The following is a 23,243-nucleotide window of genomic DNA, read 5'->3' as shown; positions in this document are numbered from 1 at the left end:
GAGTGAGCAGGAGGCGGGCAGGCGGGGAAACGAGAGGGGGTGGCGCGGGTCCGTGATCACCGTACCTGCGGGCCGCTCCCGTACTCGCGAGCGGCTCGGCACAGAGGGGCGCATCGCCCCGCCCGTGGGCGGCAACACCCCTCGGGACCGGATACCCTTTGACCTGACACGCGACGATCCCACAACAGCACACGCGGCCGAGGAGTCACCCGGATGAGCACCACCCAGAGCGAGAGGCTGCGGCAACTACTGGAACCGCTCGTCAGCTCCCAGGACCTGGATCTCGAAGAGATCGAAGTGGCCTCGGTCGGACGCAAGCGAGTGCTGCGAGTCGTCATCGACTCCGAGGACGGCGTGGACCTCGACACGATCGCGGAAGTGAGCCGCCTGCTCTCCGCGAAGCTCGACGAGAGCGACGCCATGGGCGAGGGGGAGTACGACCTGGAGGTCGGTTCCCCCGGTGCCGAGCGCGCCCTGACCGAGCACCGCCACTACGTGCGCGCCGTGGACCGCCTGGTGAAGTTCCAGCTGACGGAGGGCGGCGAGCTCGTCGCCCGGATCCTCACGGTGGACGACGAGGGACTCGACCTCGAGGTGCCGGGAGTGAAGGGCCGCAAGCCCACGTCCCGCCGCGTCGCCTTCGCCGACATCGACAAGGCGCGCGTGCAGGTCGAGTTCAACCGCAAGGACAAGAAGGACATGAAGGAAGAGGAGGAGGCGTAGCCGTGGACATCGACATGAGTGCCCTGCGGGGTCTGGTACGGGAGAAGGAGATCTCCTTCGACCTGCTCGTCGAGGCGATCGAGTCGGCCCTCCTCATCGCCTATCACCGCACCGAGGGAAGCCGCCGCCACGCGCGCGTGAAGCTCGACCGTGACAGCGGGCATGTGACGGTCTGGGCGAAGGAGGAGCCGGAGGACCTCGAAGAGGGCCAGGAGGCCCGCGAGTTCGACGACACCCCGTCCGACTTCGGCCGCATCGCCGCGACGACGGCCAAGCAGGTCATCCTGCAGCGCCTGCGCGACGCCGAGGACGACGCGACGCTCGGTGAGTACGCCGGGCGCGAGGGCGACATCGTCACCGGCGTGGTCCAGCAGGGCCGCGACCCGAAGAACGTGCTGGTCGACATCGGCAAGCTGGAGGCCATCCTGCCGGTGCAGGAGCAGGTGCCCGGCGAGGAGTACCCGCACGGGATGCGCCTTCGCTCGTACGTCGTACGCGTGGCGAAGGGTGTCCGCGGCCCGTCCGTGACGCTGTCGCGCACCCACCCGAACCTGGTGAAGAAGCTCTTCGCGCTCGAGGTGCCCGAGATCGCCGACGGTTCCGTCGAGATCTCGGCCATCGCCCGCGAGGCCGGCCACCGCACCAAGATCGCGGTCCGCTCGACCCGCTCGGGGCTCAACGCCAAGGGCGCCTGCATCGGCCCGATGGGCAGCCGCGTGCGCAATGTCATGGGCGAGCTGAACGGCGAGAAGATCGACATCGTCGACTGGTCCGACGACCCGGCCGAGATGGTCGCCCACGCGCTCTCCCCGGCCCGCGTCAGCAAGGTCGAGATCGTCGACCTCGCCGCCCGCTCGGCCCGGGTGACGGTGCCGGACTACCAGCTGTCGCTCGCCATCGGCAAGGAGGGGCAGAACGCCCGCCTCGCCGCGCGGCTCACGGGCTGGCGCATCGACATCAGGCCGGACACCGAGCAGCCCGCCGACCAGTAGCGGACCGGCCGCGGCAAGATCGCCGGGAATAAATTCCGGGCGGTCACCGCTGGGATCACGACAGTATGTGGCGAGTAGCCGTTCGATTGTTGCCCCAAAGGGGTGAGGTCGGTGCGGGGAGGTAGACTTAAGCGTGTCTGGCCGGACGCATGCCCGCGCATGCCCTGAGCGCACCTGTGTGGGGTGCCGGGAGCGAGCGGCCAAGAGCGATCTGCTGCGCATCGTGGCGAAAGAGGGCGCCTGCGTCCCCGATCCAAGCGGTACGCTGCCCGGCCGGGGTGCGTATGTACACCCCGCCCTGGTCTGTCTAGACCTGGCGGTCCGCCGCCGGGCGTTCCCACGGGCCTTTCGCGCCCAGGGGCCGCTCGACACGGAGGCGTTGCGCCGGGCTGTCGAGACAGTTGCCCAGTAGGCAACACCGTAAGACGTGGTCACACGGAACCCCGTGCGGCCCTGGTACCCCGCGAGTTGGAAGTAGGTCGAGATTGCGATGAGCACTCGATGAGCACGCGATGAGTACGCCCATGAAGTAGCGACGGTCCGGCGTAACCCGGACCTAAAAGGAGCGAAGTGGCTAAGGTCCGGGTATACGAGCTCGCCAAGGAGTTCGGCGTAGAGAGCAAGGTCGTCATGGCCAAGCTCCAAGAACTCGGTGAATTCGTACGTTCGGCGTCCTCGACGATCGAGGCGCCGGTGGTACGCAAACTGACTGACGCATTGAACCAGGGCGGTGGCAACGGCAAGTCCGCCGCCAAGCCCGGGGCGCCGCGCAAGCAGGCCGCCCCCAAGCCGGCGACGCCGTCGGCCCCCTCTCCCGCGCAGGCCGCCCGTCCGGGTCCGGCCGCGCCCAAGCCGCCGGCGCCCAAGCCCGCCGCGGCCGAGAAGCCCGCGGCCGCTCCGGCGACGCCGGGCCCGCGCCCGACGCCCGGCCCCAAGCCGCCGGCCCCCAAGCCCGCGCCGGCCTCGCCGGCTCCGGCTGCCCCGGAGTTCACCGCTCCGCCGGCCGCGCCCGCCGCTCCCGCGGCGCCGCAGGCCCCCCGTCCGGGCGCTCGCCCGGGTGCCCCGAAGCCCGGTGGCCGTCCGGCCCCCGGTCAGGGTCAGGGTGGTCAGGGCCAGGGCGGTCGTGGTGACCGTCAGGGTGGTGCCCCGCGCCCCGGTGGCCAGGGTGCTCCCCGTCCCGGCGGTGCCCGTCCCGCGGGTCCGCGTCCGGGCAACAACCCCTTCACCTCTGGTGGCTCCACCGGCATGGCGCGCCCGCAGGCGCCCCGTCCGGGCGGCGCCCCGCGTCCCGGCGGCGGCCCCGGTGGTCCCGGCGGCGCCCCGCGTCCGCAGGGCCAGGGCGGCCAGGGTGCGCCCCGTCCGCAGGGTCAGGGCGGCGCCCGTCCGACTCCGGGCGGCATGCCTCGTCCGCAGGCCCCGCGTCCCGGCGGCGGTCCCGCCGGCAACCGTCCGAACCCGGGCATGATGCCGCAGCGTCCCGCCGCGGGCCCGCGTCCCGGTGGTGGCCCCGGCGGTGGCCGTGGTCCCGGCGGCGGCGGTCGTCCGGGTGGCGGCGGCGGTCGTCCCGGTGGCGGCGGCTTCGCCGGTCGTCCCGGTGGCGGTGGCGGCGGCTTCGCCGGTCGTCCCGGTGGTCCGGGTGGCGGCGGCGGTGCCGGTCGTCCCGGTGGTGGCGGCGGCTTCGGCGGTCGTCCCGGCTTCGGTGGCCGTCCCGGTGGTCCGGGTGGCCGTGGTGGCACGCAGGGCGCCTTCGGCCGTCCCGGCGGTCCCGCGCGTCGCGGTCGCAAGTCGAAGCGGCAGAGGCGCCAGGAGTACGAGGCCATGCAGGCCCCGTCGGTCGGCGGCGTGATGCTGCCTCGCGGCAACGGCGAGACCGTTCGCCTGTCGCGCGGTGCGTCGCTCACCGACTTCGCGGAGAAGATCAACGCCAACCCGGCGTCGCTCGTCGCGGTCATGATGAACCTCGGCGAAATGGTCACCGCGACCCAGTCCGTCTCGGACGACACGCTGGAAATGCTGGCGTCGGAGATGAACTACACGGTCCAGATCGTCAGCCCGGAGGAGGAGGACCGCGAGCTTCTCGAGTCCTTCGACATCGAGTTCGGCGAGGACGAGGGCGGCGAGGAGTACCTCGCGCCGCGTCCGCCGGTCGTGACCGTCATGGGTCACGTCGACCACGGTAAGACCCGCCTGCTCGACGCCATCCGCAAGACGAACGTCGTCGCGGGCGAGGCCGGTGGCATCACCCAGCACATCGGTGCCTACCAGGTCGCGACCGAGGTGAACGGCGAAGAGCGCGCCATCACCTTCATCGACACCCCCGGTCACGAGGCGTTCACCGCCATGCGTGCCCGTGGTGCGAAGTCCACCGACATCGCGATCCTCGTGGTCGCGGCCAACGACGGTGTGATGCCGCAGACGATCGAGGCGCTGAACCACGCCAAGGCGGCCGACGTGCCGATCGTGGTCGCGGTCAACAAGATCGACGTCGAGGGTGCCGACCCGACCAAGGTGCGCGGTCAGCTCACCGAGTTCGGTCTGGTGGCCGAGGAGTACGGCGGCGACACGATGTTCGTCGACATCTCCGCGCGCCAGGGTCTCAACATCGACCAGCTGCTCGAGGCCGTGGTCCTGACCGCGGACGCCTCGCTCGACCTGCGGGCCAACCCGGAGCAGGACGCGCAGGGTATTGCGATCGAGGCCCACCTCGACAAGGGCCGCGGCGCCGTCGCGACCGTCCTCGTCCAGCGCGGTACCCTCCGCGTCGGCGACACGATGGTCGCCGGTGACGCCTACGGCCGAGTCCGCGCGATGCTCGACGACAAGGGCGAGAACGTCGAGGAGGCGGGTCCCTCGACCCCCGTCCTCGTGCTCGGTCTCACCAACGTCCCGGGCGCCGGCGACAACTTCCTGGTCGTCGACGAGGACCGTACGGCCCGTCAGATCGCCGAGAAGCGTGCCGCCCGTGAGCGCAACGCCGCGTTCGCCAAGCGCGTGCGCCGTGTCTCGCTCGAGGACCTGGACAAGGTGCTCAAGGCCGGCGAGATCCAGCAGCTCAACCTCATCATCAAGGGTGACGCTTCTGGTTCCGTCGAGGCCCTCGAGTCCTCCCTGCTCCAGCTGGACGTCGGCGAAGAGGTCGACATCCGCGTCCTGCACCGCGGTGTGGGTGCGGTCACCGAGTCGGACATCGACCTGGCGATGGGCTCCGACGCCATCGTCATCGGCTTCAACGTCCGTGCGGCCGGTCGTGCCGCGCAGATGGCGGAGCGCGAGGGCGTCGACGTCCGCTACTACTCGGTGATCTACCAGGCCATCGAGGAGATCGAGGCGGCCCTCAAGGGCATGCTCAAGCCGGAGTACGAGGAGGTCGAGCTCGGCACCGCGGAGATCCGCGAGGTCTTCCGCTCGTCCAAGCTCGGCAACATCGCGGGTGTGCTCATCCGCTCCGGCGAGGTCAAGCGCAACACCAAGGCCCGCCTCATCCGCGACGGCAAGGTCGTCGCGGAGGACCTCAACATCCAGGGTCTGCGCCGCTTCAAGGACGACGTCACCGAGATCCGTGAAGGCTTCGAGGGCGGTATCAACCTCGGCAACTTCAACGACATCAAGGTCGACGACGTCATCGCGACGTACGAGATGCGCGAGAAGCCGCGCGCCTGATCAGCTCGCTGATCTGCGCGGTCAGTGTCGGGGCCGGTCGGCGGGAGAAATCCCGTCGATCGGCCCCGGCCGTTCCGTGTACGGTTCTTGTGTCCCTGCCAAGCGGTTGGCGGGGCCTCGAACCCGTACCGGCGGGACATCCGGATACACATGTATGTGGGGACTCTGTCCTTCGATCTGCTCCTCGGCGACGTACATTCGCTGAAGGAGAAACGCTCCGTCGTCCGCCCGATCGTCGCCGAACTCCAGCGCAAATACGCGGTGAGCGCGGCGGAAGTGGGCGGTCAGAACCTGCACCGAAGGGCCGAGATCGGCCTCGCCGCGGTGTCCGGTGACGCGGGCCATCTCACGGACGTACTGGACCGGTGCGAGCGCCTCGTCGCGGGCCGGCCCGAAGTGGAGCTGCTGTCCGTCAGGCGGCGGCTGCACGGCGACGACGATTGAATGAAGCAAGACTGGCCCGGGGCCCAATCCCCGGGAATGTGGCAAAAAGGGAGACGGAGCAGTGGCCGACAACGCGCGGGCGAAAAGGCTGGCGGACCTCATCCGAGAGGTGGTTGCCCAGAAGCTGCAGCGCGGGATCAAGGACCCGCGGCTCGGTACGCATGTGACCATCACGGACACCCGGGTCACGGGTGACCTGCGGGAGGCGACCGTCTTCTACACGGTCTACGGCGACGACGAGGACCGCGCGGCCGCGGCCGCGGGCCTGGAGAGCGCCAAGGGCGTGCTCCGGTCGGCGGTCGGCCAGGCCGCGGGCGTGAAGTTCACGCCGACGCTTGCCTTCGTCGCGGACGCCCTGCCGGACAACGCCAGGGCCATCGAGGACCTGCTCGACAAGGCGCGGATGTCCGACGCCAAGGTGCGGGAGGTCTCCGCGGGCGCCGAGTTCGCGGGCGACGCGGACCCGTACAAGAAGCCCGAGGACGAAGAGACGGACGGCGACGCCCCCGCATGAGCAAGAGCAGCACCACGCCGGACGGACTTGTCATCGTCGACAAGCCGTCCGGCTTCACTTCGCACGACGTGGTGGCCAAGATGCGCGGGATCGCCAAGACCCGCCGCGTCGGGCACGCGGGCACCCTCGACCCCATGGCGACCGGTGTCCTGGTGCTCGGCGTGGAGCGCGCCACCAAGCTCCTCGGTCATCTGGCGCTGACCGAGAAGGAGTACCTGGGCACCATCCGCCTCGGGCAGAACACGATCACCGACGACGCCGAGGGCGAGATCACCTCGTCCGCGGACGCGTCGGGGATCGCCCGCGAGGCCATCGACGCGGGCATCGCCAAGCTCTCCGGCGACATCATGCAGGTGCCGTCGAAGGTCAGCGCCATCAAGATCGACGGAAAGCGGTCGTACGCGCGGGCGCGCAAGGGCGAGGACTTCGAGATCCCCGCCCGGCCGGTGACGGTCTCCGCCTTCACGGTGTACGACGTCCGCGAGGCCGTGGCCGAGGACGGCACCCCCGTACTCGACCTGGTCGTCTCGGTCGTCTGCTCGTCGGGGACGTACATCCGGGCGCTCGCCCGCGACCTCGGTGCGGACCTCGGCGTCGGCGGGCATCTGACCGCGCTGCGCCGCACCCGCGTCGGCCCGTACAAGCTGGACGCCGCCAAGACCCTCGACCAGCTCCAGGAGGAGCTGACGGTGATGCCGGTGGCCGAGGCCGCGGGCCGGGCGTTCCCGCGCTGGGACGTGGACGAGAAGCGCGGCAAGCTGCTGCTCAACGGCGTCCGGATCGACATGCCCGGTGAGTACGCGGGTGTGGGCGCCGTCGCCGTCTTCGACCCCGAGGGCCGCTTCCTGGTGCTCGCGGAGGAGTCGCGGGGCAAGGCCAAGAGCCTGGCGGTCTTCGCCTAGGGCTCCTCTCCGCCCGGGGTTTTCCCGGTCCGAGGGCTCTTCTTCGCCGTGGAGCGGCGGACTCTCCAGCACGCCGCTCCACGGTCCCCCCACCCCCCACCAAGGGTGTTTCCACCGGCCCGCGCCGATTCACCCCATCGGGCAGGCGCTCGGAGTGAACCAGGGGAGCGGAAGGGGGCGCGTTCACGCCGCGTTCTGTCCCGCTGATCACCGCCGACCTACGGTCGGAAGGACGGGGAGCGGCGGGGAGGTTCGGTCATGGGGGGACGGGGCCCGCGGGCCAGGGGGGCGGGGAACGCCCGGGGTGCGGGGGACACCGGGGGCGGTGGCGCGGAGCACGGCACCGCGGTGCTCGACCGGGCCCTGGTGCGGATATGCGACCTCGCGGGACGCCCGCGGGGCACCGGATTCGCCGCCGACGAGCACGGCACGGTCATCACCAGCCACGAAGCGGTCGACGGCCTGGCGCGGGTCGTCCTGCACGGACCCGGCGAGCGCACCTGCGTCGTGCCCGCCGACGCCGTGGTGCCGCTGCCCCACGTCGATCTGGCGCTGATCCGCACGGAGGGGCTCGGTCTGCGGCCGCTGCCGGTCACCGTGCGGGAGTCCGTGGCGACCGGGACCTACGTGCGGATCGCCGCCTGCGGATGGCGCGAGGCACGGGTCCTCGGCACCTCCGCGGTGACGTACACGGCGACGGACCGCTTCCATCTGGTGGGCGCCGCCCTGGAGTTGGCGATCGGCACGCAGGGTGCGGACGCGCTGCGGCTCGGCGGCGGGGCGGCCGGAGGCCCGGTCGTCGACGCCTCGTCGGGCGCGGTGCTCGCCGTCCTCGGGACCGCGCTGCTGCCCCAGGCCCCCGACCGCACCCCGGAAGGGGAGCCCCTCTTTGCGCACCGCCCCGCGGGCTTCGCGGTGCCGCTCGTCGACGCCGCCGCGGCCGACCCCGGCGGGCCCCTCGCCGAGCTCCTCGCGCGCAACGCGGCGACCGTCCCCGCGTACGGCCGCGACCTCAACCCGGCAGGCGCGCTGCATCTGACGGCCACGTCCCTCGGCTCCGACGGGCCGTGCGCCGCCGTGCTCGAACCGGTCGAACGGCCCGATACGACACGGGAGTTCACCGTGTTCACCACGGGCCACGCGCGCGTGCTCGCACTGGTCGGAGACCCCGGCACCGGACGTACGACCGAGCTGGCCGCCCTCGCCGCGCGCCGGGCCAGGGGCGCCGAGCCCGCCCCCACGCTCTGGCTGCGCGGCGCCGACCTGCGGGCCACGGACGAGTCCGTCGCCGACGCGGTGGAGCGTGCCCTGGACCGCGCGGGCCGGATCCTGGCGGCCTCGGAGGAGGCGCTGTCCGGCGGCGGGCCCGGGGACATCTCGGCGGGGCGGGTGGCCCGCGTCGCGCGGGACGCGGGGCGGCCCCTCCTGCTGCTCCTCGACGGGCCCGAGGAGATGCCGCCCGTGCTCGCGCACCGCCTCGCCGGATGGAGCGACGGCACGGCGGCATGGCTGCGGGACACCGGGGCGCGCCTCGTCGTGGCCTGCCGCGCGGAGTACTGGGAGCAGGCGGGGGCGCACTTCGACGCGATGTCGCTGCACGGTGCGGGACCCGGCGGCGGCCTGCCCGGCTGCGTACGCCTGGGTGATCTGCCGGAGCCGCAGGCGCGGCGGGCCCGGGTGCGGTACGGCATCCCGGACGGCGCGCTCGCCGCCGCCGACGCGCGGCATCCGCTCGCGCTGCGGCTGCTCTCCGAGGTGCGGGCCGCGCTGCCGGACGCGCCGCCGCAGGGCAGGCCGGACCGGGAGGAGATCTTCGCGGCCTATCTGGACCTGCAGTGCCTGCGGGTCGCGGTGCGGCTCGCGGCGGCGAACGGACTGCGGGGGACCGCCGTGCGGCGCCTGGCGGCGAGGGTGTCGGGGCAGCTCCACGAGGCGGCGCGGCGCTGTCTCGGCCCCGGCCAGGGCGAGCTGGACCGGGCCGCGTTCGAGGAGGTCTTCCCGTGGGGGACGCTGCCCGGCAAGGGGTTCGACACCTGCACCGGATGGGCCTCCGCGGTCCTCACCGAGGGGGTGCTGGTGCCGGCGGGATCCGGCTACCGCTTCGCGCACGAGGAACTCGCCGACTGGATCCAGGGCCTCCACCTCGACGTGGACGGCGCCCTGTCCTCCCTGGTGCACCGCCACCGCACCATCCCCCGCCGGCGCCCCCACGCCCCGGCCCCGGACGCGGCGCGCCCGCTGCCGGTGCCCCGGCACCGGGTGGGGCCGGTGATCCAGGCGCTGCTGTCGCTGGGGCGGCAGCGGGGGGTCGCGGAACTGGCCTCGCGGCTGGGGGAGTTGGTGGACGCGATGGCGGAGTTCGGGGGGCAGGCGCCGGGTGCGGAGGGGGGCGGTGGGCACGACGGGGAGTGGTGGGCCGGGCGGCTGCTGGGGGAGGTGCTGTCGCGGGTGGCGGACGCGACGCCGTATCTCGGGGTGCTTGGGGTGCTCGCCGAGCGGGGCGAGTTCGGCATGGGCTTCTGGCTGGGCCTGCCGCTGGGGGAGACCGAGCGGTTCGACCTGCTGCGGCGGCTCGTCGTGCGGGACGGTCCGCCGGGCGCGCCGGACCGCTGCCTCGACGCCGTCGCCGAGCTGCTCGCCGCCGACCCCGCGGGCGTACAGCCGCATCTCGCACGGTGGTTCGCCGACGAGCGGCCGCTGGACGCCGCGCCCGACGCCACCGTCGCCTCCGCCGCGCAGGCGCTGCTGCACACCCACCGGCACCGCGCCATCGACGACCTGATCGAGGCCCTGGTCAGCTGCGCCAACGCCCGCGCCGACGAGCTGCTCGGTGCCCTCGCCGAGGAGGAGCCGTCCGCCGTCTGCCGCGCCGTCGACCGCTGGGCCCACGACGACCGGCCCGCACGCCGCGTGGCCGCCGTCGCGTACGGCCTGCGGGCCGCGCCGCACACCGTCACCGAGGCCGACAGGGAACTGCTCAGGTACGCCGCGTTCGCGCTGCTCGCCCGGCCCGCCGACGACACCCTGCACGGCGCCGCCCTCGCCCTCCTCGTCCGCGACCCGCACACCCGGTCGCGGCATCTGCCCCGGGCCCTGCGGCACTTCGCGGCCGGTGACCCGCAGCTGCCCGCGAGCGCGCTGGCCGCCGCCCTCTCCACCCATCCCGAGCCGGTGCTCGCCGCGTTCCGGGCCCGGCTGCACGCGCCGGGGCGGGCCGCGGACGACGTCCTGTGCAGCCTCGCCGACGTCACGACGCCGACCCTCGCGCGCCGCGTCGCCACGCTCGTGCACGACCTCCTCGAGGCCCGCCCCGAGGCGGCGGGGCCCGCCGCCGCGTACATCGACCGGCGTCTGGAACAGGGCCCTGGCGTCCGCGCCGTGCTCTTCCCGCTGGTGGCGGGGCTGCTGCACAGCCGCCCCGCCCAGGTGCGGGCCGCCCTCGCGCCCGTGCTCGCCGCCCCCGGCACCGACGCGTCGCGGGAGCTGCGGGGCGAGCTGCTCGACGTACTCCTGAGCCAGGAGCGGGACTCCGCCGTCCTGGAGAGCGTCCTGCGGTCCGTGGTCCACGGCCTGCCCGGGTGCGGGGAGGCCCGCACCCGCGAGCGTGTGCACCGCACCGCGCTGCTCCTGGTGCGCACCCCGGAGGGCGCCGCCTGCTTCGACCGCCGTCTGGTGGAACTGGCCCGCTCCGAGCCGGGCTTCGCCGCGCTCGTCGCCCGCTGGATCGCCGAGGCCCCGCAGGAGTGGGCCGCACTGGTCGGCCCGAGCGCACGCCGCACACTCGGCGGCCTCGCGGGCGGCGTACGGGTCCCGGCATAGGCCGCAGTGACCCCCGCCACCCTCTTCGAGGAGATACCGATGCGAGCCGGGACCCGTCGGCATGGCAGTCTTAGACCTGCGCAATCGGCAATGGGAACGTACAGACGTACGTGACATACACGGGTTCGGCGAGGAGCAAAGAAGTGCAGCGCTGGCGTGGCTTGGAGGACATCCCCCAGGACTGGGGGCGCAGCGTCGTCACCATCGGTTCCTACGACGGCGTGCACCGCGGGCACCAGCTGATCATCGGCCGTGCCGTGCAGCGCGCCCGTGAGCTGGGCGTGCCCGCCGTGGTCGTCACCTTCGACCCGCACCCCAGCGAGGTCGTGCGCCCCGGCAGCCACCCGCCGCTGCTCGCCCCGCACCACCGGCGCGCCGAGCTGATGGCGGAGCTCGGCGTGGACGCGCTGCTGATCCTTCCCTTCACCGCGGAGTTCTCGAAGCTGTCGCCCGCCGACTTCGTCGTGAAGGTCCTCGTCGACAAGCTGCACGCGCGCGTGGTCGTCGAGGGCCCCAACTTCCGCTTCGGGCACAAGGCCGCGGGCAATGTCGCCTTCCTGACCGAGCTCGGCACGACGTACGACTACGAAGTCGATGTCGTCGACCTGTACGTCAGCGGCGCGGCGGGCGGCGGCGAGCCGTTCTCCTCCACCCTGACGCGGCGCCTGGTCGCCGAGGGCGATGTCACGGGCGCCGCGGAGATCCTCGGCCGCCCGCACCGCGTCGAGGGCATCGTCGTGCGCGGCGCCCAGCGCGGTCGCGAGCTCGGCTTCCCCACCGCCAACGTGGAGACGCTGCCGCACACGGCGATCCCCGCCGACGGCGTGTACGCCGGTTGGCTGCATGTCGAGGGCGAGGCGATGCCCGCGGCGATCTCGGTCGGCACGAACCCGACGTTCGACGGGACCGAGCGGACCGTCGAGGCGTACGCGATCGACCGCGTCGGACTCGATCTGTACGGGCTGCACGTGGCCGTGGACTTCCTCGCGTTCGTGCGGGGGATGGCGAAGTTCGACACCATCGAGTCACTCCTCGTCGCCATGGCGGACGACGTGAAGACCGCCAGGGAGCTGATCGAGGCGCACGACGCCTCCTAGCGGTCGCCCGCCCACAGGCACAGCCGCTGGCTCAGTTCGTCGGCTCCCCGGCGAGCAGGCGGCTGCCGAGTGGGGTGAGTGTGTGGTGCACGTGGTGGCGTTGTCTGGTGCTGGAGACGAGTCCGGCGCGGCGCAGTACGGACGCGTGCTCGCTGGCGGAGGACAGGGAGACTCCGGCCCAGCGTGCCAACTCGCTGGTGGTGCAGGGCCTTTGGAGCGCCTGGAGGACCGCGGCGCGGGTGTGGCCGAGCAGCGGGGCGAGCCGGGCGCCCGGGGCGGTGGGCGCCTGGGGGCACGGTGGTTTCGCCGGATAGACCAGGACCGGCCACAGGGTCTCGTCCAGGAGGGCGACCGGGGTGCGGCGGCAGAAGTAGGAGGGCACGAGCAGCAGTCCGCGGCCGTGCAGATGGACGTCCCGTTCGACGGGGTAGTCGGCGCACAGGACCGGCGACTGCCAGCACAGCGTGGGTGCGAAGGTGCGCAGCATCTCCTCGGTGCCGAGGCGGCCCTGGGTGCCGGTCCGGTGGCGCCGGTCGTCCTCGACGCGGGCGGTGATGTCCCGCCAGGCGGGTTCGAGGACGGACGCGTGGTACTGGCGCAGGGCCCGGCCCAGGCGGCGCACGGTGCTCACCTCGCCGTCGGCCAGCTGTCCCACCCAGCCGGGCAGTGTGGTGCGGGCCGACAACAGCCGCAGTTCGGTGCGGAGTTGGCGGCGCGGTGTGGTCAGCACCGCGTCGATGCCGCACTCCAGTCCGCCCGATGCGGCGGCCGGGGTGAGGAAGTCCGGGAAGTAGCCGCGCGGCGGCATCAGCGGCGACAGCATGCGCAGCGCGCGCGCCCCGCGCGGGCAGGTGCGCCGCCGCCAGGCGTCGAGGACCGGGTCCCGGCGCCGCTCGTGGATCTGGTGCAGGCTGAGGACGGTCTCCCATAAGGGATCCGGGTCTTCGGCGATCCTGGTACGGGCCAGATCTCCGGCACTGAAGTGGATGCGCAGCACGGCTTTCCCCCGATAGTCCGCTACGGCGTCGCGGTGGCTCACGCGCGCTCCGGACCGTCCGGCGGGCCGGAGCGGCACTGCCCCCTGTAAAGACCGTAGTGACGAGAATGCCAATTCTCAAGGCGGTGCGAGGGGCGTGGCGGATACCGATGTCGCTTTTGGTGCAGGGGAGTTGGACCAGCGCAGGGGAGTCGGGCTAGGGCGCCCCCTCCGCGACCCGCGCCTGCGCCCAGTGGCACGCCACCTGTGTCGCGCTCGCGCCCGAGAGGACCGGCAGGTCCTCGCCCCGGCACCGCCCCGCGACCCCCACCCGCTCCGCCTCGCCCGAGGCGAGCACCTGGCAGCGGGCGTGGAAGCGGCAGCCGCCGGGGATGCGGGAGGGGTCGGGGGGCTCGCCGGTGAGGACCACCGGATCGCCGGGCGCCTCCGGAAGGACCGACAACAGGGCCTGGGTGTACGGATGCTGAGGCGACGTCAGGACTTCCTCGACCGTGCCCGTCTCCACGATCCGGCCCAGGTACATCACCGCCACGCGGTCCGCGATGTTCCAGGCGAGGCCCAGGTCGTGCGTCACCACGAGCGCGGAAAGGCCGAGTTCGTCGCGCAGCCGCAGGAGCAGGGCGAGGATCTCGCCGCGTACGGAGGCGTCGAGGGAGGCCACCGGCTCGTCGGCGACGATGAGTTCGGGTTCGAGGACAAGGGCGCCCGCGATGACCACGCGCTGGCGCTGGCCGCCGGACAGTTCGTGCGGGTAGCGCAGGAAGAACCGCTCGGGCGGGCGCAGTCCCGCCCGGGAGAGGGCGTCGGCGACCGCGGCCCGCTCGTCGCCCGTGGCGCCGTGGATGCGCAGCCCCTCGGCCACCGCGTCGTACACCGTGTGCCGGGGATTGAGCGATCCGCTGGGGTCCTGGAGGACCAGCTGGACCCGCTTGCGGTATGCCTTGAGGGCGCGGCCCGAGTAGTTCAGCGGCTTCCCCGCGAACGTCACCTTGCCGGACGTCGGCGGCACCAGGCCGAGCAGGGAGCGGGCCAGTGTCGTCTTGCCGCAGCCCGACTCGCCGACCAGGGCGACGATCTCGCCGGCCTTGATGTCGAGGTCGACGCCGTCCACGGCGCGCGCGGTCGGTGCGCCGCGGCGGCCGGGGAAGGCGATGTGCAGGTCGGCGGCCGACAGAAGAGGGCCACCGGGTGCGGACGTGGTCATGCGTGGCTCCTCGTCGTGGGGGCTCTCGGTCACGGCGTGCGCTCCGCGGTCGCCGGTGCGGAGGTGGGCTGGGCCGGGAGCTGCGAGCCCGCGTGGACGCATGCCGCGCGGTGCTGCGGGCCCGCGTCCCGCAGGGCCTGGTCCTCGGTGGTGCAGGAGTCGAGGGCGACCGGGCAGCGCGGATGGAACGTACAGCCGGTGGGCAGCGCGGACGGGTCGGGCGGGTCGCCGGGCAGGCCGCGCGGGGCGAACCGCGACGCCGTGTCGCCGATCCGCGGGAAGGCGGCCGAGAGGGCCTTTCCGTACGGATGCCGGGCGTTCTCGTAGACCTCGGAGGCGGGGCCCTCCTCGACGACGCGGCCCGCGTACATCACCGCGAGCCGGTCGCAGGTGTCGGAGAGCACCGCGAGGTCATGGCTGATCATCATCAGGCCGAGGTCCTGCTCGGCCACCAACTGCTCGATCAGGCGCAGGATCTGAGCCTGGATCATCACGTCGAGCGCGGTGGTCGGCTCGTCCGCGATGATCAGGCGCGGGTCGCAGGCGAGGGCCATCGCGATCATCACGCGCTGGCGCTGGCCGCCGGACAGCTCGTGCGGATAGGCGTCCGCGCGGGCGGCGGGCAGCCCCACGTGCTCCAGAAGCTCGCCGACCTTCTTCTTCGCGCCCGTCTGCGTCGCCTTCTTGTGCAGCAGGATCGGCTCGGCGATCTGGTCGCCGATGCGGTGCACCGCGTTCAGCGAGTGCATGGCGCCCTGGAAGACGATGGAGGCGCCCGCCCAGCGCACCGCGCGGACCCGCCCCCACTTCATGGTGAGGACGTCCTCGCCGTCGAGCAGGATCTCGCCGGACACCTTGGTGCCCGCCGGGAGCAGCCGCAGCAGGGCGAGCGCCAGCGTCGACTTGCCGCAGCCGGACTCGCCCGCGACGCCGAGCTTCTGGCCCGCGCCGACGGAGAGGTTCACGCCACGGACGGCGGCGGCGCCGTTCGCGTACGTCACTTCGAGGTTCTTGACGTCGAGGAGGCGCTGCTCGGTCGGGCGCGCGCCGCCCGCTGTCACGTCGGCCTTGCTCACATCGTTCAACGGGAGGCCCCCAGCCTGGGGTTGAGCACGGATTCCACGGCGCGGCCGCACAGCGTGAACGCCAGCGCGACGATCGCGATGGCGAGGCCGGGCGGGGCGAGGTACCACCAGTGGCCCGCGCTGACCGCGCCCGCCTCGCGCGCGTCCTGCAGGAGGCCGCCCCACGAGACGTTCGTCGGGTCGCCGAGGCCGAGGAAGGCGAGCGTCGCCTCGGTGAGGATGGCGCCGGAGATGACGAGGGTGGTCTGCGCGAGGACGAGCGGCATGACGTTCGGCAGGACGTGCCGGGCCATGATGTGGCCGTGGCCGCCGCCGAGAGCCCGGGCGCGCTCGATGTACGGCCGCGACTCCACCGCGAGGGTTTGCGCGCGGACCAGACGGGCCGTCGTCGGCCAGGTGGTCACGCCGATCGCCAGGATGATCGTCCAGATCGTGCCGGACATCACCGCGGCGAGCGCGATGGCGAGGACGAGCGTCGGCATCACCAGGAACCAGTCGGTGACGCGCATGATGACGGTCGCGTACCAGCCCTTGAAGTGTCCCGCCGTGATCCCCACCAGTGTGCCGATGGCCACCGAGAGGAACGCGGCGAGCAGCCCCACGGACAGCGACATGCGCGCGCCCCATACGAGCAGGCCGAGCAGATCGCGCCCGAACTGGTCGGTGCCCAGCGGGAATTCACCGCTCGGCGACTCCATCGGCTGGCCCGGCGCGTCCGTCACGCTCTGCGCGTCCGAGCCGACGAGCAGCGGCGCGAAGACGGCGGCGAGGGCGATCAGGACGAGCACGGCGAGGCCGAAGAGCCCGGCCTTGTGCGTGCGGTACTCCCGCCAGAAGCGCGCCGCCGAATGCCTGCGGCGGGTCCAGGCGAGCGACCGGGCGCTCTTGGCGGCGGGCGCCGCCGGGGTGGTCGGTGCGGATTCGGTCGTCATCGGCCCACCCGGGGATCGAGCAGCGGATAGATCACGTCGGCCAGGGTGTTCATCAGGATCACCGCGACGGAGAAGACGAAGAACAGCCCCTGCACCAGCGGCAGATCGGGCACGCTCAGCGCCTGGTAGAACAGTCCGCCGAGGCCCGGCCAGGAGAAGACGGTCTCGACGAGGATCGCGCCCGCCACCACCGTGCCGAGATTGACGAACATCAGCGTGACGGTCGGCAGCATCGCGTTCGGGACGGCGTGCCGTCGGCGTACGAGATCGTCCCTGAGCCCCTTGGCGCGCGCGGTCGTCAGATAGTCGCTGCCCATCTCGTCGAGCAGCGACGACCGCATGACGAGCAGGGTCTGCGCGTATCCGACGGCGACCAGCGTGATGACGGGAAGCACCATGTGGTGCGCGACATCGATGACGTACGCGATCCCCGTCTCGCCGCCCGACTCCAGACCGCCGGTCGGGAACATCCCGGGAATCGGCCCGATCCCCACCGCGAAGGTGATGATCAGCAGCAGCCCGAGCCAGAACGACGGCACCGAGTACAGCGTCAGCGCGAGCCCGGTGTTGAACCGGTCGCCGAGCCTGCCGTTGCGCCAGGCGGAGCGCGTGCCGAGCCAGATGCCGATGAGCGTGTAGAGGACGTACGCCGTTCCGGTGAGCAGGAGCGTCGCGGGCAGAGCCTCGGTGATCTTGTCCATCACAGGGGCGTGGAACTGGTACGACGTGCCGAAGTCGCCGGTCAGGACGTTCCCCGTGTAGTCCCAGAACTGGGCCATCACCGGCTTGTCGAGGCCGAACTCCTTGCGCATCGCGGCCAGTTGCTCCGCCGAGACGCGCTTGCCGCCGGTCATCTGCTTGACCGGGTCACCGGGGATGAGCCGGAACAGGAAGAAGCTGGTGACGAGCACGGCGAACAGCGACACGACCGCGCCGCCGAGCTTGCCCGTCACATAGAGGAGATAGGCGCGGGTGTTGCGGGCGCGCGGCCCGCGGGCCGACGACAGCCCGGCAGCGGCCGGGTCGCCGTCGGCCCCTGGACCCAGGGGGCCCTCGGTGTCGAGCAGTGCGGGATTGCTGTCAGCGGTCATGCGTTACTCGCGGTCCTCTGCGGTCGAACGGCGGCGCAGGGCGAACAGGACTCCGCCGCCCACGAGCACCACCGCGGCAGCGGCGATACCGATGATGACACCGGTCGAGCTGCCGTCCTTGGAGGAACTCTTCCCATCCGCGGGAACGGCCGACCACCAGCTCCAATATCCGTCCTGGCCGTAGATGTTGCCCGCGGCGGTCGGCATGGTGGTGATGGACTTGATCTGGTCGGTGCGGTAGGCCTCGACGGCGTTCGGGTACGCGAGGACGTTCATGTACCCGGAGTCGTACAGCCACGATTCCATCTGCTTGACGATGTCGGCGCGCTTGGCCGGGTCGTACTCGGCGAGCTGCTTCTCGTAGAGCTCGTCGTACTTCTTGTCGCAGATGAAGTTGTCGGTGGCCGCGCTCTCCTTGGCCTTCTTCGGCAGCGCGGCACAGGTGTGGATGCCCAGCACGAAGTCCGGGTCGGGGTTGACGGACCAGCCGTCGAAGGCGAGGTCGTACTCGCCCGCGTACCAGGGCACGGAGACGTCGTCGAGACAGTTGACGTCGAGCCCGATGCCGAGGTCGCCCCACCACTCCTTGAGGTACTTCCCCACGGCCTTGTCGTTGGGGTCGGTGGCGTGGCACAGGATGCGGAAGTTCAGCGGCTTGCCGTCCTTGCCGACGCGCTTGCCGTCGCTGTTCTTCTTGTAGCCCGCCTCGTCGAGGAGCGCGGCCGCCCGCTTCGGGTCGTACGTCAGCTCCTGCTCGGCGGACGGCTTCCAGCTGTACTCGGAGAAGCGCGGCGGAATGTAGCCCGCACCCTCGACGGCGTGCCCCTGGAAGACCTTGTCGACGATCGCCTGGCGGTCGACGGAGAGGAAGAGCGCCTGACGGACCTTCTTGTCGAGCAGCGCCGGGTGGCCGTCGCCGAACTTCTTGCCGTCCAGCGTCTTGGCGCCCGGGTTGGTGGCGAGCGCGAAGAAGCGCCGCCCCGGTCCCTCGTTGACCTTGATGTTGTCTTCGTTCTTCAGGGACGCGGCCTGTGCGGGAGTGAGGGCGGGCTGCCCCGCGACGAAGGAGACCTCACCCTTCCTCAGCGCGGAGACCGCCGCGTCCTGGTCCTTGTACGTCTTGAAGACCAGCTCGTCGAACTTGGGCGACCCACGCCAGAAGTCCTTGTTGGCCCGCAGCTTCACGTACTGGTCGACCTTGTAGTCCGTCAGGACGAACGGGCCGTTGCCGACGACGGGAAGGTCCTTGTCGTTGTTGAACTTCGAGATGTCGTCGACCTTCTCCCAGACGTGCTTGGGAACGATCGGCACATCCAGCGCGGCCATCGTGGCCTGCGGCTTCTTCAGCTCGATGACCAGCTTCGTGGGGCTCGGCGCGGTCACCTTCTTGAAGTTGGTGACGAAGTTGGAGTTCGAGGTGGCGGTGCCCTCCTTGGACATCACCTTGTTGAACGTCCACGCCGCGTCCTCGGCGGTCGCCTGCTTCCCGTCCGACCACTTGGAGTCGTCCCGGATGGTGTACGTCCAGGTCAGCTTGTCGGCGGAGGGCTCCCACTTGGTGGCGAAGCCCGGGATCGCCTTGTTGTCCTTCGCGTCGTAGTTCGTCAGGTACTCGTACGTGAGGCGGTGGATGCTGGTGCTGAGCAGCCGCTGGGCGAGGAACGGACTGAGCGAGTCGACGCTCTGCGCCACGGCGACGGTGAGCACCTTCTTGCCGCCGTCCTTCGCCTCCGCCTGCTGCGGGGCGGGGTTGAGCGGCGTGGCGAGACCGGCCGTCAGGGTGAACGCGGCGGCGCCCCCGGCGAGCACGAACCGGAGGCGGGGCCGGGGCACGGGCCGGGGGAGGGGCCGACGGAGGATCCGAAGGAGGGGGCGGCGCGGTGGTGACTTCTTCGCTGCTGTTCTGCCGTACTGATCTTGTGTGTCCATGGGTCGGTGACCTCGCGTCATCGCTCGCACAGGGATGGCTGGTTGAACGCTGGTTGCACGTTGGTTGCACGTCGGGTGATCAAGGAACGTCAGCTGGCTGATGTGAGTGTCTACCAGCGCCGGTCAGCACGAGTCAACGGCACGTGAACCCCATGTGGCCTGCGGAAATAACGAGTTGACCGGGATTTCATCCGCATTGGTCAAGACCTATGACGCGTGGCTGGTGAGGGGGTGACGGTGGGGGCGGCGTGGCTGTGGGCTGGCGTTCTGCGGTGCGTCGGGGGTGGGGAGGCGTTCCGGGGTGCGGGGTGCGGGGTGCGGGGTGCGGGGTGCCGGGTGCCGGGTGGGCTCTGCTGTGGGCAGGCGTTCCGCAGGGCGGAACGGGTGGGCACAGCCCACGGTGCAGGTCGCGCTGAACGGTGGCAGAAGCACGGGTGGGCCCGCACCGAGAACGGTGCGGGCCCACAGGGGAGTTGACGGCGCCTACTGCTGCGGCGCCTGCGGCGGCTGCGGCGCCTGCTGAGCCTCCTGAGGCGGAAGCCCACCCGGCGGCACGGGCTGCCCCGGCTGGAAGGGCGCCCCCGGCTGGAACGGCGCCCCGGGCTGCACGGCCTGAGGCTGCCCGGGGGCCTGAGGCTGCCCCGGGGCCTGCGGGGCCTGCGGGGCCTGCGGGGCCTGCGGCATCTGCCCGGGCAAAGGCACACCCCCTGCCCCGGACTGAGCCTGCGACGGCCCAGTCGGCTGCCACCCCTGAGCCCCTCCGGGCTGCCCCGGATACCCACCCTGCCCGGGCTGCCCGGGCTGCCCCGGGTACGGCTGAGGCACCTGCGGCTGAGGCTGCACAGGCGCGTACGGCTGAGGCTGCTGCCCCCCATACGCCGAAGGCACTTGCTGCCCCGGCAACGGCGGAGCCATATGCGGCGGCGGATTCCCGTCCGACGTCCACAGCCCCTGCTGCTGCTGGGCCCGCACGAAGTCCTCCGCCACCAGCGCGGAGAGGTTGAAGTACGCCTCCCGCACCTTGGGCCGCATCATGTCGAGGTCGACCTCGGCACCGGCCGCGAGGTGCTCGTCGAAGGGGATGACGACGACGCCGCGGCACCGCGTCTCGAAGTGCGACACGATGTCATCGACCTTGATCATCTTCCCGGTCTCGCGTACGCCGGAGATGACGGTGAGCGACCGCGAGACAAGGTCCGCGTACCCGTGCGCGGACAGCCAGTCCAGCGTCGTGGACGCACTGCTCGCACCGTCCACGGACGGCGTCGAGATGATGATGAGCTGGTCGGCGAGGTCGAGCACGCCGCGCATGGCGCTGTAGAGCAGCCCCGTACCCGAGTCGGTCAGGATGATCGGGTACTGCTTCCCGAGTACGTCGATCGCGCGCCGGTAGTCCTCGTCGTTGAACGTCGTCGAGACGGCCGGGTCCACGTCGTTGGCGATGATCTCGAGCCCGGACGCCGCCTGCGAGGTGAAGCGCCGGATGTCCATGTACGAGTTGAGGTACGGGATGGCCTGCACGAGGTCACGGATGGTGGCCCCGGTCTCGCGGCGCACGCGGCGCCCGAGCGTACCGGCGTCCGGGTTGGCGTCGATCGCGAGGATCTTGTCCTGCCGCTCGGTGGCGAGCGTCGAGCCGAGCGCCGTGGTGGTGGTCGTCTTGCCGACGCCGCCCTTGAGGCTGATGACGGCGATCCGGTAGCAGGAGAGCACCGGGGTCCGGATCAGCTCCAACTTCCGCTGCCGCTCGGCCTCTTCCTTCTTGCCACCGATCTTGAACCGCGAACCGCCGCCCACGGGTCGGCTGCTCTTCGCCTTCGGCTTGGTGTTGCGAAGCAGCCGGTCGGAGGAGAGCTCGACGGCGGCGGTGTAGCCGAGCGGGGCACCGGGGTTGGTCCGCTCCCGCTGATCGTGCTGCACGGCCTGCGGCCAGGCGGCGCCGGTGCGGGGGTCGATGGGGGGTTGCCCCGGCTGCCCCGGCTGACCGGGCTGTACCTGCGGGCCCGGCTGCTGGACCTGCGGCTGCGGCTGCGGCTGCGGCGGCTGCGCCTGCTGCGGCGGTTGCTGCTGAGCCGGGACCGGGGGCTGCTGCTGCGCGGGTACGGGAGGCTGCGGGGCCTCATGCGGTACGGGGAGGTGGGTGCCTGCCACCGGGGGAGCGAGGTGCGGGGCGGGGGCCTGCGGCTGGGGAACCTGCGGAGCCTGCGCCTGGACGGGCGGCTGCGGGAATCCATAACCGGCCTGCGGCGGAGCGACGGGCGTCGGCTGCGGGAACCCGTAACTGCCCTGCTGGGGCTGGGGCTGCGGCTGGACAGGTGCCTGCGGCCCGACGGGCGGCTGAGCCTGAACCGGCGGCAGCGCCTGCGTCGGGGCGGGAGCAGGAATCGGGGCAGGCGCGGGCGGCGTCTGCGCCTGCACGGGCTCGGGCTGCACCGGCTGCGGAGCCGGAGCCGGAGCCGGAGCAGGCGTGGGAGTGGGCGCGGGCCACTGGGGCGCGGAGGTCGGCGCGGCCGGCTGGTAGGCGGGCGGCAGGGGCGGAAGCCCACCCTGCGGCGCGGGCGGCGGAGTCCACGCGGGCGGCACGGAGTCCTGCACGTCGTCGGCGGGCGCGGGCTCCTGGGGAACGACGTCAGCCGGTGCGATGTCGACCGGAGCGGCATCCTCGGGCTCGGCTTCGGTAACAACGACGTCTACGACATCACGTACGTCATCGGAGCCACTGTCGGCGTCGACGGCGTCGACCGTATCGACGGCCACGGATTCGGCAGGCTGATCATCCGCGGAGTCATGACCACGCGCGCCGAGGAGAGGGTCGATGCCCTCCCCCTGATCCTGGTCGTGATCAGACTCGGAGCCGACGCCAAACGCAGCAGCCCCAGTCCCAGCCCCAGCACCGTCACCGGCCCCTGCCTCAACCTCGCCTGAACCGACCTCAGAGCCAGCCTCAGCTGCCTCGTCCTCAGAAGCAACAGCAGGCTCGACGCCACGATCCTGCCCCGAGACAACCTGGTCGTCCCCGCCCCCGTCCCCGTCAACGTCGACGGGCTCAGGAGCCACGTCCGCAGACGCCCCCGCGGACCGCTCCTCGATCTCCCGCTTCAGCGCACGAGCGGAGAACCGCATGGTGGCGCCACTCTCCACATCGCCACCGGCCAGACTCTCGGCGACGGGCTCGGGCGCGGGCTCTGCCTCGGGCGCGGGCTCGACGGCAGCCTCCGCGTCCTTGGCCTCGGCGAGGGAGTCGACCTCGCTCTTCGGTACGACACCGGTCACGTGAACGGAGGCCGCGGGCCCGGCAAGGGCCCCACTCCAGTCGGAGGCCCCACCACTGGGCGACTCGTCCTTGGTGGACGCGGGCACGAACCCGTTCCCGACGGGAAGCTTGGGCAACGCGCTGGGCACGCCGCTGGACGGCGCGTCGCCCCCGACGGGCGGCACGGGCCCCGAGGGCGGAGCCAGCGGCGCGGGGGCCACGGGAGGCGGCGTAAAGACAGGCGGAGCCGGAACCGGAGGAACCGGCCCTGAAGCAGAAGGAGCCGGAGCCGAATCCGAGACGGGCGGCACCGCAGCAGGCGGCATCGCGGCAGGCGGAGTCGAAACGGCCGGAGCCGAGACGGGCGGCACCGGCGGAGCGGAAACGGGCGGCGCCGACGGGGTAGAGACGGGCGGCGCCGACGGAGTCTCCCCCGCACTGCCCGACGCGTTCTGCGTGTACCAGGCGGGCGGCGCGTAGTCGATGGTGAACTCGCCCGTCGTCTCGGCAGCGGACTCCGCGTCGGACTGATCATCGACGGGTGAGTCCCAGCCCCCGCGGATCTCGTCCCGATCGCTGTTCACAATGCCTCCTGGTGTGG

Annotated in this window: 16 protein-coding genes; 9 read left to right on the top strand and 7 right to left on the bottom strand. The window is 72.1% G+C overall.

Translation table 11 applies throughout. From position 1 onward, the window contains the following. The first annotated feature begins 213 nt into the window (after positions 1 to 213). From rimP to ACFWZ2_RS30920, 9 genes are all read left to right on the top strand, one after another. Positions 214 to 723 carry a ribosome maturation factor RimP gene (gene rimP, locus ACFWZ2_RS30960; RefSeq protein WP_384551263.1) on the top strand — a complete coding sequence of 170 codons (510 nt, stop codon included), beginning with the start codon at positions 214 to 216 and terminating at the stop codon, positions 721 to 723. Positions 724 to 725: 2 nt separating this feature from the next. Further along, positions 726 to 1,715 carry a transcription termination factor NusA gene (gene nusA, locus ACFWZ2_RS30955; protein ID WP_384551261.1) on the top strand — a complete coding sequence of 330 codons (990 nt, stop codon included), beginning with the start codon at positions 726 to 728 and terminating at the stop codon, positions 1,713 to 1,715. Between the two features lie 133 nt (positions 1,716 to 1,848). Continuing rightward, on the top strand, positions 1,849 to 2,127 hold the full coding sequence (locus ACFWZ2_RS30950) for a YlxR family protein (RefSeq protein WP_384551259.1): 279 nt from the start codon (positions 1,849 to 1,851) through the stop codon (positions 2,125 to 2,127). A 158-nt stretch (positions 2,128 to 2,285) separates the two neighbouring features. Beyond that, positions 2,286 to 5,375 (top strand): translation initiation factor IF-2, encoded by a 3,090-nt coding sequence (gene infB / locus ACFWZ2_RS30945; RefSeq protein WP_384551257.1) that lies wholly within the window; start codon positions 2,286 to 2,288, stop codon positions 5,373 to 5,375. 150 nt (positions 5,376 to 5,525) lie between these two features. Further along, positions 5,526 to 5,819 carry a DUF503 domain-containing protein gene (locus ACFWZ2_RS30940; protein ID WP_384551255.1) on the top strand — a complete coding sequence of 98 codons (294 nt, stop codon included), beginning with the start codon at positions 5,526 to 5,528 and terminating at the stop codon, positions 5,817 to 5,819. 61 nt (positions 5,820 to 5,880) lie between these two features. After that, positions 5,881 to 6,333, top strand: coding sequence for a 30S ribosome-binding factor RbfA (gene rbfA, locus ACFWZ2_RS30935; protein ID WP_384551253.1), 453 nt, complete (start codon positions 5,881 to 5,883; stop codon positions 6,331 to 6,333). Then, positions 6,330 to 7,235, top strand: a complete 906-nt coding sequence (truB, locus tag ACFWZ2_RS30930; RefSeq protein WP_384551251.1) for a tRNA pseudouridine(55) synthase TruB — start codon at positions 6,330 to 6,332, stop codon at positions 7,233 to 7,235. Before rbfA ends, truB begins: the two co-directional genes overlap by 4 nt. A 258-nt stretch (positions 7,236 to 7,493) precedes the next feature. Continuing rightward, the gene (locus ACFWZ2_RS30925; protein WP_384551249.1) at positions 7,494 to 11,054 is read left to right on the top strand and encodes a trypsin-like peptidase domain-containing protein; all 3,561 of its coding nucleotides are present in this window, start codon (positions 7,494 to 7,496) and stop codon (positions 11,052 to 11,054) included. A gap of 143 nt (positions 11,055 to 11,197) precedes the next feature. Then, positions 11,198 to 12,151, top strand: coding sequence for a bifunctional riboflavin kinase/FAD synthetase (locus ACFWZ2_RS30920; RefSeq protein ID WP_384551248.1), 954 nt, complete (start codon positions 11,198 to 11,200; stop codon positions 12,149 to 12,151). 31 nt (positions 12,152 to 12,182) lie between these two features. On the opposite strand, the gene ACFWZ2_RS30915 is transcribed toward ACFWZ2_RS30920, so the two are convergent. The 7 genes from ACFWZ2_RS30915 to ACFWZ2_RS30885 all read right to left on the bottom strand — a co-directional run bounded on the left by ACFWZ2_RS30915 (position 12,183) and on the right by ACFWZ2_RS30885 (position 23,226). Continuing rightward, positions 12,183 to 13,148 carry an ArsR/SmtB family transcription factor gene (locus ACFWZ2_RS30915; RefSeq protein ID WP_384551296.1) on the bottom strand — a complete coding sequence of 322 codons (966 nt, stop codon included), beginning with the start codon at positions 13,146 to 13,148 and terminating at the stop codon, positions 12,183 to 12,185. A gap of 196 nt (positions 13,149 to 13,344) precedes the next feature. Further along, positions 13,345 to 14,352, bottom strand: coding sequence for an oligopeptide/dipeptide ABC transporter ATP-binding protein (locus ACFWZ2_RS30910; RefSeq protein ID WP_384551246.1), 1,008 nt, complete (start codon positions 14,350 to 14,352; stop codon positions 13,345 to 13,347). A gap of 29 nt (positions 14,353 to 14,381) precedes the next feature. Further along, the gene (locus ACFWZ2_RS30905; RefSeq protein ID WP_384551244.1) at positions 14,382 to 15,437 is read right to left on the bottom strand and encodes an ABC transporter ATP-binding protein; all 1,056 of its coding nucleotides are present in this window, start codon (positions 15,435 to 15,437) and stop codon (positions 14,382 to 14,384) included. After that, complete coding sequence (locus ACFWZ2_RS30900; RefSeq protein WP_384551242.1) at positions 15,434 to 16,369, bottom strand: ABC transporter permease; 936 nt, start codon at positions 16,367 to 16,369, stop codon at positions 15,434 to 15,436. The genes ACFWZ2_RS30905 and ACFWZ2_RS30900 overlap by 4 nt, the downstream gene beginning before the upstream one ends. Further along, on the bottom strand, positions 16,366 to 17,460 hold the full coding sequence (locus ACFWZ2_RS30895) for an ABC transporter permease (RefSeq protein ID WP_384551240.1): 1,095 nt from the start codon (positions 17,458 to 17,460) through the stop codon (positions 16,366 to 16,368). Before ACFWZ2_RS30895 ends, ACFWZ2_RS30900 begins: the two co-directional genes overlap by 4 nt. 3 nt (positions 17,461 to 17,463) lie before the next feature. After that, positions 17,464 to 19,389, bottom strand: a complete 1,926-nt coding sequence (locus ACFWZ2_RS30890; RefSeq protein ID WP_384551238.1) for an ABC transporter substrate-binding protein — start codon at positions 19,387 to 19,389, stop codon at positions 17,464 to 17,466. Positions 19,390 to 19,872: 483 nt separating this feature from the next. Continuing rightward, positions 19,873 to 23,226, bottom strand: a complete 3,354-nt coding sequence (locus tag ACFWZ2_RS30885) for an SCO5717 family growth-regulating ATPase (protein ID WP_384551236.1) — start codon at positions 23,224 to 23,226, stop codon at positions 19,873 to 19,875. Positions 23,227 to 23,243: the final 17 nt, after the last annotated feature.

Origin of the sequence: Streptomyces sp. NPDC059002, from assembly GCF_042740435.1 — a bacterium.
GTDB lineage: Bacteria > Actinomycetota > Actinomycetes > Streptomycetales > Streptomycetaceae > Streptomyces.
This window is presented reverse-complemented; position numbering and strand designations above follow the sequence as displayed.

Bases quoted from the DNA above. Each gene is read 5' to 3' on its own strand.
- rimP (WP_384551263.1), top strand. From the start codon at position 214: ATGAGCACCACCCAGAGCGAGAGGCTGCGGCAACTACTGGAACCGCTC.
- ACFWZ2_RS30940 (WP_384551255.1), top strand. From the start codon at position 5,526: ATGTATGTGGGGACTCTGTCCTTCGATCTGCTCCTCGGCGACGTACAT.
- truB (WP_384551251.1), top strand. From the start codon at position 6,330: ATGAGCAAGAGCAGCACCACGCCGGACGGACTTGTCATCGTCGACAAG.
- ACFWZ2_RS30925 (WP_384551249.1), top strand. From the start codon at position 7,494: ATGGGGGGACGGGGCCCGCGGGCCAGGGGGGCGGGGAACGCCCGGGGT.
- ACFWZ2_RS30910 (WP_384551246.1), bottom strand. From the start codon at position 14,352: ATGACCACGTCCGCACCCGGTGGCCCTCTTCTGTCGGCCGCCGACCTG.
- ACFWZ2_RS30900 (WP_384551242.1), bottom strand. From the start codon at position 16,369: ATGACGACCGAATCCGCACCGACCACCCCGGCGGCGCCCGCCGCCAAG.
- ACFWZ2_RS30895 (WP_384551240.1), bottom strand. From the start codon at position 17,460: ATGACCGCTGACAGCAATCCCGCACTGCTCGACACCGAGGGCCCCCTG.
- ACFWZ2_RS30890 (WP_384551238.1), bottom strand. From the start codon at position 19,389: ATGGACACACAAGATCAGTACGGCAGAACAGCAGCGAAGAAGTCACCA.